Here is a 13,852-nt window from a genome sequence, read left to right as displayed (position 1 = left end):
CTGCTCCGTTATCAGCACCCTGCTGCCGTATTGCCTCTCAGGCAGCAGGCTTCGGAATATTGAAAGCAAAAACTTGATTTGAGTATCGACAGCCTGTCGGGGTTGGGCGCCACAAACGCTGCGTCTGGCACGCTAAGTGCATGCATGTTAGTCCTTCGACATCCCCCGCTCCTCTTATGCAACTCTTCTGGTTTCTTCCTACGCATGGCGATAGCCGCTATCTCGGCACCACTCACGGCGCACGCACAGTCAGTCACCACTATCTGCGCCAGATCGCGCAAGCGGCCGATGAACTTGGTTTCGAAGGCGTCCTGATTCCCACTGGCCGCTCGTGTGAGGACTCGTGGATCGCGGGTGCCTCTCTTATGCCGTTCACTGAACGACTGAAGTTTCTGGTGGCCATTCGTCCAGGCGTGATCTCGCCGACCGTGTCAGCACGCCAGGCCGCGACGCTCGATCGCTTTTCCAATGGCCGCCTGCTGATCAACGTCGTCACAGGTGGCGACCCCGATGAGCAGCACGGCGATGGCAGCTTCCTCTCGCATGCGGAACGCTATGAACTCACCGATGAATTTCTGCGTATCTGGCGCGGCGTAGCGTCGGGCGAGACGGTCAATCACAGTGGCAAGCATCTGCGAGTCGAGAACGCGAAAGCGCTGTATCCGCCGGTGCAGAAGCCGTATCCGCCTCTATGGTTCGGCGGCTCGTCCGAGGCGGCCATCAAGTTGGCCGGCGAGCAGGTCGACGTCTATCTCACGTGGGGCGAGCCGCCCGCTGACGTTGCCGAAAAGATCGCACAGGCCCGGGCCGCAGCGGCTAAACACGGACGCACACTGCGTTTCGGCATCCGCCTGCACGTGATTGTGCGCGAGACCAGCGAACAGGCGTGGCAGGCAGCCGACGAGCTGATCTCGTTCGTCACTGACGAAACGATTGCCGCTGCGCAAAAGGCCTTCTCCCGTTTCGACTCGGTGGGCCAGCAACGCATGGCCGCCTTGCACAGCGGACGGCGCGACCAACTCGAAGTTTCGCCGAACCTTTGGGCGGGCGTCGGACTCGTTCGCGGTGGCGCGGGAACGGCGCTGGTCGGCAGCCCTGAGGAAGTCGCCGCGCGAATCAAGGAATATGCAGCGCTCGGCGTCGATACATTCATTTTCTCCGGCTATCCCCATCTCGAAGAAGCCTATCGCGTCGCCGAGTTGCTTTTTCCACTGCTGCCATTGGCACAGACGCGGCCGCCTGCGCAGATCAATCTGACGGGGCCTTTCGGCGAGGTCATTGCCAACGACATCCTGCCGCCCGCCAAAGCCTCCGAGAGCCAGGAGGTGAAAGCATGAAGCACAGCGGAACTGAAACGGATGAGGCACTGCCGCCCTGGCACGCGCAAGTCGAAGCGGTGACGCGCGGACTTGCGGCGACGGCCATAGCTCGTGACCAGGCCGGCGGCACGGCCACGGTAGAACGCAACCTGCTACGACGCAGCGGCCTGCTGGCCTTAAGCATTCCGACCGGGTCAGGCGGTTCGGGCGCCGATTGGCAATCGGTACTGGATGTGGTGCGCCGCTTCGCACAAGTCGATAGTTCCATGGCTCATCTGTTTGCCTTTCACCATCTGCTGCTGGCCACGACGCGATTATTCGGACACGCTACCCAGTGGCAGCCGTGGCTCGAGCAGACCGTTGCACAACGCTGGTTCTGGGGCAACGCACTCAATCCGCTTGACAAGGGATCGATCGCGACGCCCTCTTCGGCTACCCCCGAAGGCAGCTACACGTTCTCTGGCCGCAAAAGCTTCTGCTCCGGCGCGAGCGACTCAGACATGCTGCTCGCGTCCGCTTTCGACGTTAAAGGCCGGCTTCTGATCGGCGTGGTGCCGACTTCGCGTCAAGGCATCACGATACTCGACGATTGGGACAACATGGGGCAGCGCCAAACCGACAGCGGCACGGTGGTGTTCGATAACGTCACGGTAACGCCATCCGAACTGCTGACCGATCCAGGGCCGTTGTCGACACCCTTCGCCTGCCTGCGCCCACTACTCGCGCAGTTGATTCTCGCCAACATTTACCTGGGCCTCGGCGAAGGCGCCCTGCGCGAAGCACGCGACTTTACGCTGAAGAGCGCACGCCCATGGATCGCGTCGCCGGCGACGAGCACAAACGAAGACCTCTACGTTCTTGGTCACTATGGCGACTTCTGGCTCGCGCTCGAAGGCGCACGCGCGTTGACCGAACGCGCGGCCAGCGCGTTCGACAACGCGTGGCAACGGGAGACTGCGCTGACCGAAGCAGAACGGGGCAGGGTCGCCATCGCCGTGGCCGCGGCGAAAGTGGCAACAACTCGCGCAGGCCTCGATGTGGCAAACGGCATGTTCGAGGTGACCGGCGCACGTGCGACAACCGCGGCCCTGCGGCTCGATCGCTACTGGCGCAATCTCCGCGTGCACACATTGCATGATCCAGTCGACTACAAGGTCCGCGAATTGGGCGATTGGGCACTCAATGAGCGCCTGCCGAAACCGACGTTCTACTCATGAAAACAGTCATTCGCACCTGCCTCTGCACGCACATCGCCAATACGAACGGCGCTTCTCCAGCGGCAGTGTTGCGGACGGGTTGCTGCGCCAGCTTCATACGCAGATCCGCGATAGTGGCACGCCTCCGCGATATGCGAGCCAGAAAGGGCCGGCAACAGATATGCAGCTTGACGTGCGCGCCATATAGCGCCGTCCACGCGCTTCCGCAAGTCCGGCTCGGCCGCGTTGAAACGGATGGCATGGCATTCGCTAACAAAGGTGTATTTCAGATTATCTCGCTTTCCATTGAAAGGACCGTTCTGATGAGCAAAAAATTAAGGGTGGTCGCCGTCTCCGGCGGACTGCAACGACCGTCACGCACGCTTGTCGTGGTCGAACGCCTGCTCGCCGTACTGGGCGATTCGCAGCCGATCGACGTGCATCTTGTCGAACTCGGCGAAATCGCATCGGGTCTCGCAGGCGCGGTTCATCGCGCGCAGGTCCCTGCTGACGTAGAAGCACACATCAAGGCCATTGAATCGGCCGACCTGCTGGTGGTGGCGAGTCCGGTCTACCGTGCGTCGTACACGGGGCTCTTCAAGCACCTGTTCGATCTCGTGCATCATGAGGCACTGTTCGATGTGCCGGTTCTGCTAGCTGCAACAGGCGGCAGCGATCGTCACGCGCTGGTCATCGATCATCAACTGCGTCCGCTGTTCAGCTTCTTTCAGGCACGCACGCTGCCGATCGGCGTCTACGCATCTGAAGCGGATTTCAGCGGCTATGCGATCTCGAATCCGGCACTGGAAGAGCGCATTGCACTGGCGGTCACTCGCACCCTTCCATGGCTGCACGCCGGACGCATCCCAGCTTCTTTCCCGCAAGCCGCAACTCTGGCTGCATAGACCCCACCATTCAATCATCAGGAACATCATGAGCCATTCTCACGACGACGCAGTCAAGTTCGCCTACTGGGTGCCCAACGTCAGCGGCGGCCTGGTCGTCAGCACGATCGAGCAGCGCACGGACTGGAGTCTCGAGTACAACCAGAAACTCGCACAAACCGCGGAGCAGGCGGGTTTCGAATACGCGCTGAGCCAGATCCGCTTCACCGCCGGATACGGTGCGGAATATCAGCACGAATCGGTATCTTTCAGTCAGGCGCTGTTGCACGCGACGACGAAACTTAAGGTGCTGGCCGCGATTCTGCCAGGTCCGTGGCACCCCGCTGTCGTCGCCAAACAACTGGCCACGATCGACCATATTTCGAATGGCCGCATTGCGATCAACGTGGTGAGCGGCTGGTTCAAAAGCGAATTCACCGCGCTCGGCGAACCGTGGCTCGAACACGACGAACGCTATCGCCGCTCGAATGAATTCATTCAGGCGCTCAAGGGAATCTGGACGCAGGACAACTTCACCTTCAAGGGGGACTTCTACCGCTTCAACGATTACACGCTGAGTCCCAAGCCCGTACAAAAGCCGCATCCGGAAATCTTCCAGGGCGGCAGTTCACGCGCCGCACGCGACAACGCTGCCAGCGTATCCGACTGGTACTTCACCAACGGCAATACGCCGGAGAATCTGAAAGGACAGATCGACGATATTCAGGCCAAAGCGGCAAAGAACAATCACAAGGTACGCATTGGCGTGAACGCCTTCGTGATCGCCCGCGATACAGAAGAAGAGGCTAAAGCGGTTCTCGCCGACATCATCAAGCACGCGCACGTCGAAGCCGTGCATGCCTTCGGTGATGCCGTCAAACAGGCCGGAAATGCTTCGCCCGAAGGCGAAGGCAACTGGGCCAAATCGAGTTTCGAAGACCTCGTGCAATACAACGACGGTTTTCGCACCAACCTGATCGGTACGCCGCAGCAGATTGCTGAGCGCATCGTCGAATTGAAATCGGTAGGCGTGGATCTCGTGCTGACTGGCTTCCTCCATTTCATCGAAGAGGTGGAGTACTTCGGCAAACGGGTCTTGCCGTTGGTGCGCGAGCTCGAACGCAAGCAGCAGGCTGAGGCTGCCTGATCTTGGCATACGCTCAGCCGTCGACGCTACCGGGCTGGCTGCGCCATCAGGCGCAGCGCCGGCCGCATGCCATCGCGTTGCGTCACAAGCGGCTGGGCGCATGGCGCGCGTTGTCGTGGCACCGGGTGATCACGGCGGTCAAGCAATTGGCCGCAGGTCTCGCACAACGCGGTTTTACGGCGGGCGACGCCCTGCTGCTTGTCAGTCATCCGCGTGAGGAAACACTGCTACTGTCGCTCGCGGCGCAGTGGAACGGCGGCGTGGCAATACCACTCGACCCGCAAATCGTCGACGAAGGATTGCGTGTGATCGACGCCAACCCGCGTAATCTGACCCGCCCTCCGCATCCCGCCGTGACCGACCATCGCGCACTGCCGCCCCAGCCCGAAGGCGGCTTCGCCTCCGCCACAGGCCCCCACGACGACGCATTCGCCTTCGTGCATCTCGATGCGAATGGGCAGCTCGTAGCCCAACGTTCCTGCCATGCGACGCTGGTACGGGAAGCCCTGCAACTCGTCGGCAGGTATTGTCAACTTGTTAGCCTGCGTGCGACGTAACACGTCGCATGTGAGGATAGCTAACCTATTCGGCAAGACGCTCCAGCATCGGAGCGCGCTCGTTACGCTTTCCCAAGCCTTGAAGGCCTGGGTGCGTAGCGCCCGCTTTTGCTATGCGTCAGTGTGGTAACGGCAATGCGTGAACGGATTGGCTACCTGATCGTGGACCGAAGCGAAACGTTGCAGGTGACGCGCCGACTTGAAGCGGCACATGGTCTGCCGGGATCGCGCGGCAGGGGCGTGTCGCTCTCCACCACTGCCGTTCCCAACGCGTTGTAGCCGCGCCAGCATCAGGCATTTGACGGCCCCATCGTCGAAGCGCAGCTCGAACACCCCGGATGCGCCGGGCGGACACCGCGCCGTTGCGCGGAACGACAGGCGCAGACCCCGACGTTTCGCGCGGGCAAGCATCTGCGTACGGCTCATGCCCGGCTAGCAAGCCGACGCGAAGAGCGTCACGGTCCCCCGGCAGGCACTCATGCGCGACGCCTTGTGGAAGCGTCAGTCCAGTGAGCAGGTAGATATCAGCCATGCAAGCCATTCCGTCAGCGGCAAGTCACACTGCATTTATACCGTTTTTTTGCGCGGCGTTGCGGCTTTGGCGGTCGGCACGGTGTGAGCGGAGCGGGTCGGCCGTGGTGTCTTACGGACGCCAGCCGAAGCTGGCGAGGCCCGGCCTTCCGGCGCACAATGGCGCCTCCCGCAGCGTCATCATTTCCGCGTGCAATCGCAGGTTCTCCGTCTGAGCCACGTCCAGTGTCCCCTGCAGCACGCCCGCCTGATGACGCACATCGCCCAGTTGCGCCTGCACGCTTTCCGATGCACGGCGGTGGTCGGCGTCCTTGCTCTCTGCACGACGCGCGGTTTCGTCCAGCTCCTTCTGCAGCCTCGTTGCGGTACTGCGCTCGCGGTCGATCTCCAGCAGCGCACGCTTTTCCGACGCCCTGAGCCGCTCCTCGGCGCGTTCAGCGGCTTCGCGATGCTTTTCCAGATCGCGCGAAAACCCTTCCCTCACCTCCTGGAGCTCGCAATCGCGCGCAGCCAGCGCCGCGCTGATGCGCGCCAGTTCGCCCTCGAGCGCCTGGCGCTGCGCATGACCTTCGGCCTGCGCCTTGTCCAGTTCCCGGACCTCGACCTGCGCGGCCAGTAGCGCTGCGGTGCGCTGTTCGAGTGCAGTCTCGGTGCGACCCAGTTCGTCGCGGGCGGCGATCACTAGCTGCTGCGATTCGGCCCGCTGCGCCTCGACCTCGGCGCGCAGAGCATCGAGCGCCGTTCCGGCCGACGCGGTCGCGCGCGTCCAGAGGGTCGCGACCAGTTCGCCGGCGGCCGCACCGAGATCGGCGGGCAGGTTCGGGATGGTCGATGCGTACCCGGCTCTTCTCGCGCAGCTCCGTCCAGAACTCGCCGAGCACGGCGGTCGGCGTGCCCATGCTGCCCCGCTTGACGAGCTGGTACAGCCGGTTGGCGGTCGGTGTGATGCCATGGCGGAAGAACAGCAGCGCGCAAACCTCGCGATACAGCTCGCGGGTTTTGGGGAATTCAACCTTCAGGCGCTCGATATCGGCGGCCAGCGCCGTATCAGGGAACAGGACGCCACTCATGAGCCGACCCATTTCTACCCCTGCTGCAAAAACGCGGCGACCCCGGTTCTTCGCCAAGACGCCTATGACTGCCCTGCTGCTGCCTCCGCAGCCCCTCGAAGCCCTGACCATACCGCCTGATCTGGATGGCAGCGAGGGCAAAAATCGCGCGACAGCCGGCATCGCCCAGATTGCCGCCAACCATGATCTCGACGCGATCCGCGCGTGGCTCGCCCGCTTCACCGATACGAAAACCACTTTCGACAATTACCGCAAGGAAGCCGAACGGCTGCTGCTGTGGTCCGTACTCCAGACGGGCAGGCCACTGTCCTCGCTCACCCACGAGGACCTGCTGGTCTATCAGCACTTCCTCGCCGACCCACAACCGCGCGAGCGCTGGACAGCCAGCGGCGGCCGCAAGCACCCACGCGGCGATCCCCTGTGGCGGCCGTTCTATGGTCCGCTTTCCGCCACCAGCCAGCGCCAGGCGATGGTGATTCTCAACGTGATGTTCGCGTGGCTGGTGCAGGCCGGCTATCTGGCCGGCAATCCCCTGTCTCTGTCGCGCCAGCGCGCGCGCCGTGCGAAGCCGCGCATCACCCGCTATCTGTCGCCTGAGCTCTGGCTCGAGGTCAAGAAGTGGATCCAAGCGATGCCCAGGGAGACTGACCGCGAACGCGAGCATCACGCACGCGTGCGCTGGCTCTTCACCCTGCTCTATCTGGGCGGTCTGCGGATTACCGAAGTGGGTGAGAACACCATGGGTCGGTTTTTCAGCCGGCGCGATGCGAACGGCGAGGATCGCTGGTGGCTTGAAGTGCTCGGCAAAGGCGGCAAGGAGCGGTTGGTGCCGGCTACTACGGACATGATGGCGGAGCTTGGTGCGTACCGCCGTGCGCGTGGGCTGGCGGCGCTGCCGCGGCCGGACAAAGATACACCCCTCGTGCCACCGATTGGCCAGTCGCGCAAGCCGCTCACGCGTGCCGCGCTGCATCGCATCGTCAAGGAGGTCTTCAGCGGCGCAGCGCACGCGTTGCGAACCCGCGGCGACGAACATGCGCAGCGCGCGGCTCAGCTTGAGCAGGCCTCAGCGCACTGGCTGCGGCACAGCGCAGGGTCGCATATGGCGGACCAGCAGGTCGATCTGCGGCTCGTGCGCGACAATCTCGGACATGCGTCGCTCACGACCACCAGCCAGTACCTGCATGTCGACGATGACCGGCGCCATCGCGAGACCGACGATAAGCACCGCATCGCGTGGTGACAAAACACAATAAGCGATTTGCGACGATCCGCGGTCACGCCGCTCCGCTTCTCCAGCAAGGTAGCTAGCAATGGACTCAGGGCTTGACCAGAAAATCGTCAATCGTGAGCCGGACTGGCTTACCAGGCCGCAGCCGGATTTGCCTTTCTGCGACCGCGACAATACGCTGCCGTCCGTCGGCAAACGCTTTGGACATGCGGGCCTCGTCGGCGCCTGCCGGTAACCAGAAATGCGCTTCGAGCACCTCGCGCGTGATCGCGCATTCGACATCGCCGCGCTGACCGGGCAAACGGAATACGATCGCGCGCCGGTCCGGCGTCACATCAGGCACTAGATCAATAATGTCCATGGAAATCTCATCGAATCTGTCTGCAGCATCGCTGCATGTCGCTAATTCCCAAAATTTACCAGAACCCTGCGCCGCGGAGACGCAACGCGTGCGTGACGCAGGACCTTTTGAACGGTGCGATGAGCGTTATGCTCGGCCCCGTCCTGCAGCGCCGGTTCGACCTTTGCGTGGCAAAGCTATGGTCGTTGATCTGTAGCTGCACGCCCGGAGTACCTTGAACCCTTGACAAAGGTGATCTGCTATCCGTTTCGCCCTCGCGCCAGCGGACAAACGTGAACACCAAGACAGCCTGACCAATTCCAGCTCGGGTCAGATCGTACCGAGTTCGAAACAATCCTGATTGAGTATCCCCGTTATACAACCGGTTCGCGCTTCGGGGCAAACCCAACGTGGTTTGCCCCGAGCGTGGGCCGGCCGTTTGCTGCGCGGCGCGAGTTGCTTCTCGGCCTTCAGTACCCGGTAGAACGTCGATCCGGAGGCGATAAGTTGCTGGTCTGCCGGCCGCGGTACAATCTGGCGTCAGACGACCGTATTCGGGCAAGTCCTTTGACCCGGAGCGCGGCAAGCCTCGTCCTTCCAGGGCGAGGAAGGATAGCGCGGGCGCCGAAGGCGTCCATTGCGGCCGTTAGTGTGGCGTTTGCTGTTGTTCAATGTACTGGCGGATGATCTCAATGGGCGCGCCGCCACAGCTTCCGGCGAAGTAGGACGGCGACCATAGCGCACCGCCCCACAGTTTGTGCCGGATGCTGGGGTAGTTTTTCTTGCGTATCACGCGACTGGAAACGCCTTTCAGGCTGTTCACCAACGCGGACACCGATACCTTGGGCGGATAGTTCACCAGCAGGTGTACGTGATCATCCTCGCCGTCGAACTCAACGAGCTCCGCCTCAAAATCCGTGCACACGCTCGCGAAGAGTCCGCGCATATGGTCCAGGATCTGTTTCGTGAAGACGCCACGCCTATACTTTGTCACAAAGACCAAATGGACATGCATCAAGAATACGCAGTGGCGGCCGCGTCGAATATCGTGGTCAGGAGTCATGGACCAATAGTTTACTTTCACGCATGGAACGCCTGCAAGCCTACAAATTCGAACTGATTCCCACCGGCGAGCAGACGCGCAAGATGCGCCGCTTCGCCGGCGCGTGCCGGTTCGTCTATAACAAGGCGTTGGCGTTGCAGCAGGAGCGCTATGCGGCCGGCGAGAAGAAGCTCGGCTATCCTGGCCTGTGCAAGCTGCTCACCGGGTGGCGCAACAGCGCGCAAACGCCCTGGCTTGCCGATGCGCCCGCGCATCCATCGCAGCAGGCGCTAAAAGATCTCGAGCGCGCCTATACGAATTTCTTCGAGAAGCGGGCAGCCTTTCCGCGTTTCAAGCGCAAGGGCATCGGGGATAGCTTCCGGTTCCCGGACCCGAAACAGGTCAAACTCGAGCAGGGCAACAGCCGTCTGTTTCTGCCAAAGCTCGGCTACATCCGCTACCGCAAGAGTCGGTCCGTGCTCGGCGAGGTGCGCAATGTCACGGTCAGCCAGTCTGGCGGGAAGTGGTTCGCCAGCATCCAGACGCAGCGCGAAGTCGACGTACCATTGCCGACTGCCACAAGCGCGATCGGCATAGACGTCGGAATCGCACGCTTCGCCACGTTGAGCGATGGCTCGCACGTCGCCGCGCTCAACAGCTTCAGGAAGCACGAGCAGCGCCTCGCCAGGTACCAGCGGCACATGGCGCGCAAGAAGAAATTCAGCCGTAACTGGAAGAAAACGAAGGCCCGCGTGCAGAAGATTCACACTGACATCGCGAACGCCCGCAAAGACTTCCTGCACAAAGCTTCTGCAACGATCAGCAAAAACCACGCGCTCGTATGTATCGAAGACCTGCAGGTGCTCAACCTGGGCAAGTCGGCAAGGGGCAGCATTGAGGCGCCGGGCAAGAAGGTCCGGGCAAAGGCCGGGCTCAATAAGTCTATTCCCGACCAGGGCTGGCGCGAATTCCGGCGCCAACCCGAGTACAAGACGGCCTGGTCCGGCGGCCTGCTGCTCGCGGTACCGGCGCACAACACGAGCCGCACGTGCCCGTGCTGCGCACACGTCGCGAGGGAGAACCGGAAGACTCAAGCCCGGTTCGCGTGTGTGTCGTGCGGATACGGGAATCACGCCGACGTGGTCGGTGCAATCAATATTTTAGAGCGCGGACAGCGCTCGTTAGCCTGTGCTGATTCTTCGCCTGAGGTAAGGGCGTCGTGGCAGGAACCCGCCGAAGCGACTACGTAGCGCATCACGTAGCGCAGTAGAATCCTCCCCCTTCCCGGCCTTCGGCCGGCAAGCGTCAGCGAGAGGGGGAGGAGGATGTCAACTGTCGTGAACGTTACGCCATCGAAACTGGTACTAGCCTGCGCGCGCGAGTTTCCGTAGCTTTGCGGCATTCCCGTTCTCGATGCACAAGCTCCGCGAGGCTGACTTGTGGTGTATTTCCGCAAAGCTCACCTCCGCTGTGATACGCGGCAACAAGGTTCGTCATGGAATGGTAGGCGCCTTCTGCCAGCGCGGAGTCCGCCACCCACCCGAGCGAAGAACGGCGACGCCCCGACGAGCGACGTTGAGACAATGCAACTTGCCGTAGCGCGGTTTGTGGCTCAATGGTCGAGAAATTGCCGTAGCTTGTCGGCACGGCTCGGGTGCATCAGTTTTTGCATCGCCTTGCTTTCGATCTGCCGGATCCGTTCGCGCGACAGGTCAAACTGTTTGGCCAACTCCTCGAGCGTATGGTCGGACGCGGTATCGATCCCAAAACGCATCCGCAGCACCTTCGCTTCGCGTGGCGACAGCGCATCCAGCGCGTCATCGATTGCGGCGCGCAGGTTCGCATGCACGGCCGCGTCCGCGGGCGATGCCGCCATCGGATCTTCAATCATGTCGCCAAGCGTCGCGTCGGCGTCCTCGCCCACCGGCATCTCAAGCGACACGGGTTGCCTCGCGACCTTTAACATGCTGCGAACTTTCTCTTCTGACAGTTCCATGCGCTGCGCCAACGCCGCGGGCTGAGCCTCGTGTCCGTTCTGCTGCAAAAGCTCGCGTGAAATCCGATTGAGCTTGTTGATCGACTCCATCATATGTACTGGCACGCGTATCGTGCGGGCCTGATCTGCAAGCGAACGCGTGACGGCCTGCCGCACCCACCACGTTGCGTAGGTCGAGAACTTCCAGCCGCGTCGATATTCGAATTTGTCGACGGCTTTCATCAAGCCGATATTGCCTTCCTGAATCAGATCCAGAAAATGCAGGCCTCGGTTCATATGCTTCTTCGCGATGGCGATCACAAGGCGCAGGTTGGCCTCGATCATTTCGTGCTTCGCCTGCCGCATTTTCGCCTCGGCTGCCATCATCTGCCGGTTGATCTTCTTCAACTGTTGCAGCGGCAGTACCGCGTTCGCTTCGATATCGATCAGCTTTTGCTGTTCGGCCTGAATCGCAGGCAGACTGCGTTCGAGCGCGGCACCGTACTGGCGCGACGCCGCGGCCGTGCGTTTGGTCCAGCCAGGATCGGTTTCGTGCCCCGGAAACGACTCGATGAACTCCTCGCGCGGCATCCCGCACCGGTCAACGGCTATCTGTAGAATACGCCGCTCGATCGCGCGCACCTGCACGACCCGTTGCTGCATGTCGGCACACAGCCGATCGATGGTTCGCGCCGTGAAGCGAATGGGCGCCAGTTCGCGCTGGATCATTTCAAGCACGCGGGCGAAAGCCGCCTGGCCGTTGCCTTGCGCGGCGTCGGCACGCGGAATCTGGTCGAACAACACGCGCACTCGCGCGAATATAGCGAGGCTGTCGCTCGTAAGCTGTTTCAGACGCGCTTCGTCCGCCTTCGCCGAATCCCCCTCGATCTGGCTGTCCTCGTCGTCGCCGTCGGCGGCGCCCGCATCGATGTCGGCTGTGTCAGCAGGGTCCGGCACCGACAGCTCGGCCGCTGCAGAGTTGTCATTAAGACCGTCGACGAGTTCATCGATGCGCAGTTCACCGGCGTCGATCTGCTCCACACTCGCAAGGACCGTGAAGACAGTCGCCGGGCAGCCCGCAATCGCCTGGATCATTTCATGAAGGCCGTCTTCAATGCGCTTTGCAATCTCGACCTCGCCCGCGCGAGTCAACAATTCGGTCCCCCCCATTTCCCGCATGTACATACGCATGGGATCGGTCGTGCGCCCGAATTCAGAATCGACCGTGGAAAGCGCGACTTCCGCTTCCTCGTCGGCCTGGTCGTCCGACACGGCTGCCGGCGCAGCGCCGTTCAGAAGCAGCGTCTCCGCGTCGGGCGCCTGCTCGTAGACCGCTACGCCCATGTCATTGAAGGTGCTGACAATCGTTTCGATGGCAGCGGTCTGCGCGAAGTTGTCCGGCAAATGATCGTTGATTTCGGCGTGAGTCAGGTAGCCGCGCTCCTTTCCCAACTGGATGAGTGCGCGCATCAGACGCTGCCGCTGTTCGTCCTGCAACACCGTGGACACTGCGTCCATCCGCAGCAAGGCTGCGGCGGCCACGGCCTTCGATGCGCGCCGAGCCGAGGCCTTCGGCGCGGACACGGCTGTGTCTTGCCTTGAGTCTTCCCGATCAAAACGTGCCATACATTCTCCTGGACAGGTTTGCCTGCCGACCGCTAGAGCAGCGGCTACCCGCACGACGGAGAGCCATGCACATTCACGGGCACAGGCGGACTCGAGTTGCGGGATCTCAACGGGCAACGAACGCGGCCTGCTTGCATGGACAGGCCGGTAGGAACAGCGCAGAAAGCGCAAAAAAACCACCTGAAATTGTAACATAAATTGCTGCGTCGCACCAATTGGCGATTCTCGCCCTCCGGAATGCCTGCCGCCGGAAATGGGCTTGGCAGAAGTTCGTCGCCCTGTTCGCGCCCCTTACGACCCGGCGGAACCCCGGCCGACCAGTTCGGGCGGGCGTCGGTGCACAGGTCACGGCACGCGGGGTCACATTTGACAGCGTAAGCGCGGCTGGACCTGTGAGGCACAAAAACCAATGCCCGCTCCGCTGTGCGCAGAGAGACGACACCTGCAAACTGAGTATGAAATCGTCGACAGGAGTCTGACCGGTTCATCCGGTCGCAAATGGATCGTTCGCTCAGCGACGGCAAAAACGGCGCCTTCCGTCAGCAAACGCCTTGAGCACACGGCCGTGGTCAGCATCTGCTGGCAGCGAGAATGCGCTTCGAACGCCTCAGTGAGATCGCACAGGGGACGTCACGACGCCGGCCAGACAGGCGGAATATGATGTCGTGTTGGTCCGGCAATCTCACCAGCGTCGGGGCCCGGTTCAGTAACGTCCATGACCCATTCCTCGTGAATTCCATCTGCGACTTTTAACTTGATCCTACTTAACGGCAAATTAACGGAACGGATGGCGTCCGACTTCGACGCTGCAATGGTTGGGGCACCAGGATGCAGAGCCCGCTGCTTCTTTATAAACCGGGGTTGAAGCTTGTGGGCGGTGGATCGGCACCGGACCGTTAGTTGCCTCTTTGGGTTTGGCTACCAACTGCGAGGT

Annotated in this window: 14 protein-coding genes; 9 read left to right on the top strand and 5 right to left on the bottom strand. The window is 61.8% G+C overall.

Going from position 1 to position 13,852, the window contains the following annotated elements; genetic code table 11:
• Positions 1-176: 176 nt before the first annotated feature.
• The 6 genes from ssuD (at position 177) to HF916_RS01185 (ending at position 5,722) form a co-directional block, all read left to right on the top strand.
• The gene (gene ssuD / locus HF916_RS01220; protein ID WP_168787514.1) at positions 177-1,337 is read left to right on the top strand and encodes an FMNH2-dependent alkanesulfonate monooxygenase; all 1,161 of its coding nucleotides are present in this window, start codon (positions 177-179) and stop codon (positions 1,335-1,337) included.
• On the top strand, positions 1,334-2,536 hold the full coding sequence (locus HF916_RS01215; RefSeq protein WP_168787513.1) for an acyl-CoA dehydrogenase family protein: 1,203 nt from the start codon (positions 1,334-1,336) through the stop codon (positions 2,534-2,536). The genes ssuD and HF916_RS01215 overlap by 4 nt, the downstream gene beginning before the upstream one ends.
• A 302-nt stretch (positions 2,537-2,838) precedes the next feature.
• A complete protein-coding gene (gene msuE, locus HF916_RS01210; RefSeq protein ID WP_168787512.1) occupies positions 2,839-3,420 on the top strand; it encodes an FMN reductase in 582 nt (193 codons plus the stop codon).
• A gap of 28 nt (positions 3,421-3,448) precedes the next feature.
• The gene (sfnG, locus tag HF916_RS01205) at positions 3,449-4,546 is read left to right on the top strand and encodes a dimethylsulfone monooxygenase SfnG (protein ID WP_168787511.1); all 1,098 of its coding nucleotides are present in this window, start codon (positions 3,449-3,451) and stop codon (positions 4,544-4,546) included.
• A gap of 2 nt (positions 4,547-4,548) precedes the next feature.
• Complete coding sequence (locus tag HF916_RS01200) at positions 4,549-5,103, top strand: AMP-binding protein (RefSeq protein ID WP_206001752.1); 555 nt, start codon at positions 4,549-4,551, stop codon at positions 5,101-5,103.
• A gap of 478 nt (positions 5,104-5,581) precedes the next feature.
• Positions 5,582-5,722, top strand: coding sequence for a hypothetical protein (locus tag HF916_RS01185; RefSeq protein ID WP_168787308.1), 141 nt, complete (start codon positions 5,582-5,584; stop codon positions 5,720-5,722).
• A gap of 24 nt (positions 5,723-5,746) precedes the next feature.
• On the opposite strand, the gene HF916_RS51825 is transcribed toward HF916_RS01185, so the two are convergent.
• Together HF916_RS51825 and HF916_RS51820 are read right to left on the bottom strand one after the other, a co-directional pair.
• Positions 5,747-6,118, bottom strand: a complete 372-nt coding sequence (locus HF916_RS51825; RefSeq protein ID WP_431311375.1) for a hypothetical protein — start codon at positions 6,116-6,118, stop codon at positions 5,747-5,749.
• The gene (locus HF916_RS51820) at positions 6,069-6,560 is read right to left on the bottom strand and encodes a hypothetical protein (RefSeq protein WP_431311384.1); all 492 of its coding nucleotides are present in this window, start codon (positions 6,558-6,560) and stop codon (positions 6,069-6,071) included. The genes HF916_RS51825 and HF916_RS51820 overlap by 50 nt, the downstream gene beginning before the upstream one ends.
• Here HF916_RS51820 and HF916_RS51815 point away from each other — a divergent pair.
• Together HF916_RS51815 and HF916_RS01175 are read left to right on the top strand one after the other, a co-directional pair.
• Positions 6,459-6,824: a hypothetical protein gene (locus HF916_RS51815; RefSeq protein WP_431311403.1), complete on the top strand. Its 366-nt coding sequence runs from the start codon at positions 6,459-6,461 to the stop codon at positions 6,822-6,824. The two genes, HF916_RS51820 and HF916_RS51815, sit on opposite strands and share 102 nt — an antisense overlap.
• On the top strand, positions 6,769-7,947 hold the full coding sequence (locus tag HF916_RS01175) for a tyrosine-type recombinase/integrase (protein ID WP_168787510.1): 1,179 nt from the start codon (positions 6,769-6,771) through the stop codon (positions 7,945-7,947). Before HF916_RS51815 ends, HF916_RS01175 begins: the two co-directional genes overlap by 56 nt.
• Before the next feature lie 76 nt (positions 7,948-8,023).
• Here HF916_RS01175 and HF916_RS01170 read toward each other — a convergent pair whose 3' ends face one another.
• Both HF916_RS01170 and tnpA read right to left on the bottom strand, forming a co-directional pair.
• Complete coding sequence (locus HF916_RS01170; protein WP_168787509.1) at positions 8,024-8,296, bottom strand: DUF1488 family protein; 273 nt, start codon at positions 8,294-8,296, stop codon at positions 8,024-8,026.
• Positions 8,297-8,921: 625 nt separating this feature from the next.
• A complete protein-coding gene (gene tnpA / locus HF916_RS01165; protein ID WP_168788925.1) occupies positions 8,922-9,338 on the bottom strand; it encodes an IS200/IS605 family transposase in 417 nt (138 codons plus the stop codon).
• A 23-nt stretch (positions 9,339-9,361) separates the two neighbouring features.
• Between tnpA and HF916_RS01160 the strand changes: the two genes are divergently transcribed.
• Complete coding sequence (locus tag HF916_RS01160; protein WP_168787370.1) at positions 9,362-10,567, top strand: RNA-guided endonuclease InsQ/TnpB family protein; 1,206 nt, start codon at positions 9,362-9,364, stop codon at positions 10,565-10,567.
• Positions 10,568-10,929: 362 nt separating this feature from the next.
• On the opposite strand, the gene rpoD is transcribed toward HF916_RS01160, so the two are convergent.
• Positions 10,930-12,918 carry an RNA polymerase sigma factor RpoD gene (gene rpoD / locus HF916_RS01155; RefSeq protein ID WP_168787508.1) on the bottom strand — a complete coding sequence of 663 codons (1,989 nt, stop codon included), beginning with the start codon at positions 12,916-12,918 and terminating at the stop codon, positions 10,930-10,932.
• Positions 12,919-13,852 lie beyond the last annotated feature (934 nt).

The sequence above is a fragment of the Paraburkholderia aromaticivorans genome (assembly GCF_012689525.1).
Classification (GTDB): domain Bacteria; phylum Pseudomonadota; class Gammaproteobacteria; order Burkholderiales; family Burkholderiaceae; genus Paraburkholderia; species Paraburkholderia aromaticivorans_A.
This window is presented reverse-complemented; position numbering and strand designations above follow the sequence as displayed.

Coding starts and splice junctions, on each gene's coding strand:
- HF916_RS01170 (WP_168787509.1), bottom strand. CDS start 8,296: ATGGACATTATTGATCTAGTGCCTGATGTGACGCCGGACCGGCGCGCG.
- msuE (WP_168787512.1), top strand. CDS start 2,839: ATGAGCAAAAAATTAAGGGTGGTCGCCGTCTCCGGCGGACTGCAACGA.
- sfnG (WP_168787511.1), top strand. CDS start 3,449: ATGAGCCATTCTCACGACGACGCAGTCAAGTTCGCCTACTGGGTGCCC.
- HF916_RS01175 (WP_168787510.1), top strand. CDS start 6,769: ATGACTGCCCTGCTGCTGCCTCCGCAGCCCCTCGAAGCCCTGACCATA.
- ssuD (WP_168787514.1), top strand. CDS start 177: ATGCAACTCTTCTGGTTTCTTCCTACGCATGGCGATAGCCGCTATCTC.
- HF916_RS01160 (WP_168787370.1), top strand. CDS start 9,362: ATGGAACGCCTGCAAGCCTACAAATTCGAACTGATTCCCACCGGCGAG.
- HF916_RS01185 (WP_168787308.1), top strand. CDS start 5,582: ATGCGCGACGCCTTGTGGAAGCGTCAGTCCAGTGAGCAGGTAGATATC.
- HF916_RS01215 (WP_168787513.1), top strand. CDS start 1,334: ATGAAGCACAGCGGAACTGAAACGGATGAGGCACTGCCGCCCTGGCAC.
- rpoD (WP_168787508.1), bottom strand. CDS start 12,918: ATGGCACGTTTTGATCGGGAAGACTCAAGGCAAGACACAGCCGTGTCC.
- HF916_RS51815 (WP_431311403.1), top strand. CDS start 6,459: ATGGTCGATGCGTACCCGGCTCTTCTCGCGCAGCTCCGTCCAGAACTC.
- tnpA (WP_168788925.1), bottom strand. CDS start 9,338: ATGACTCCTGACCACGATATTCGACGCGGCCGCCACTGCGTATTCTTG.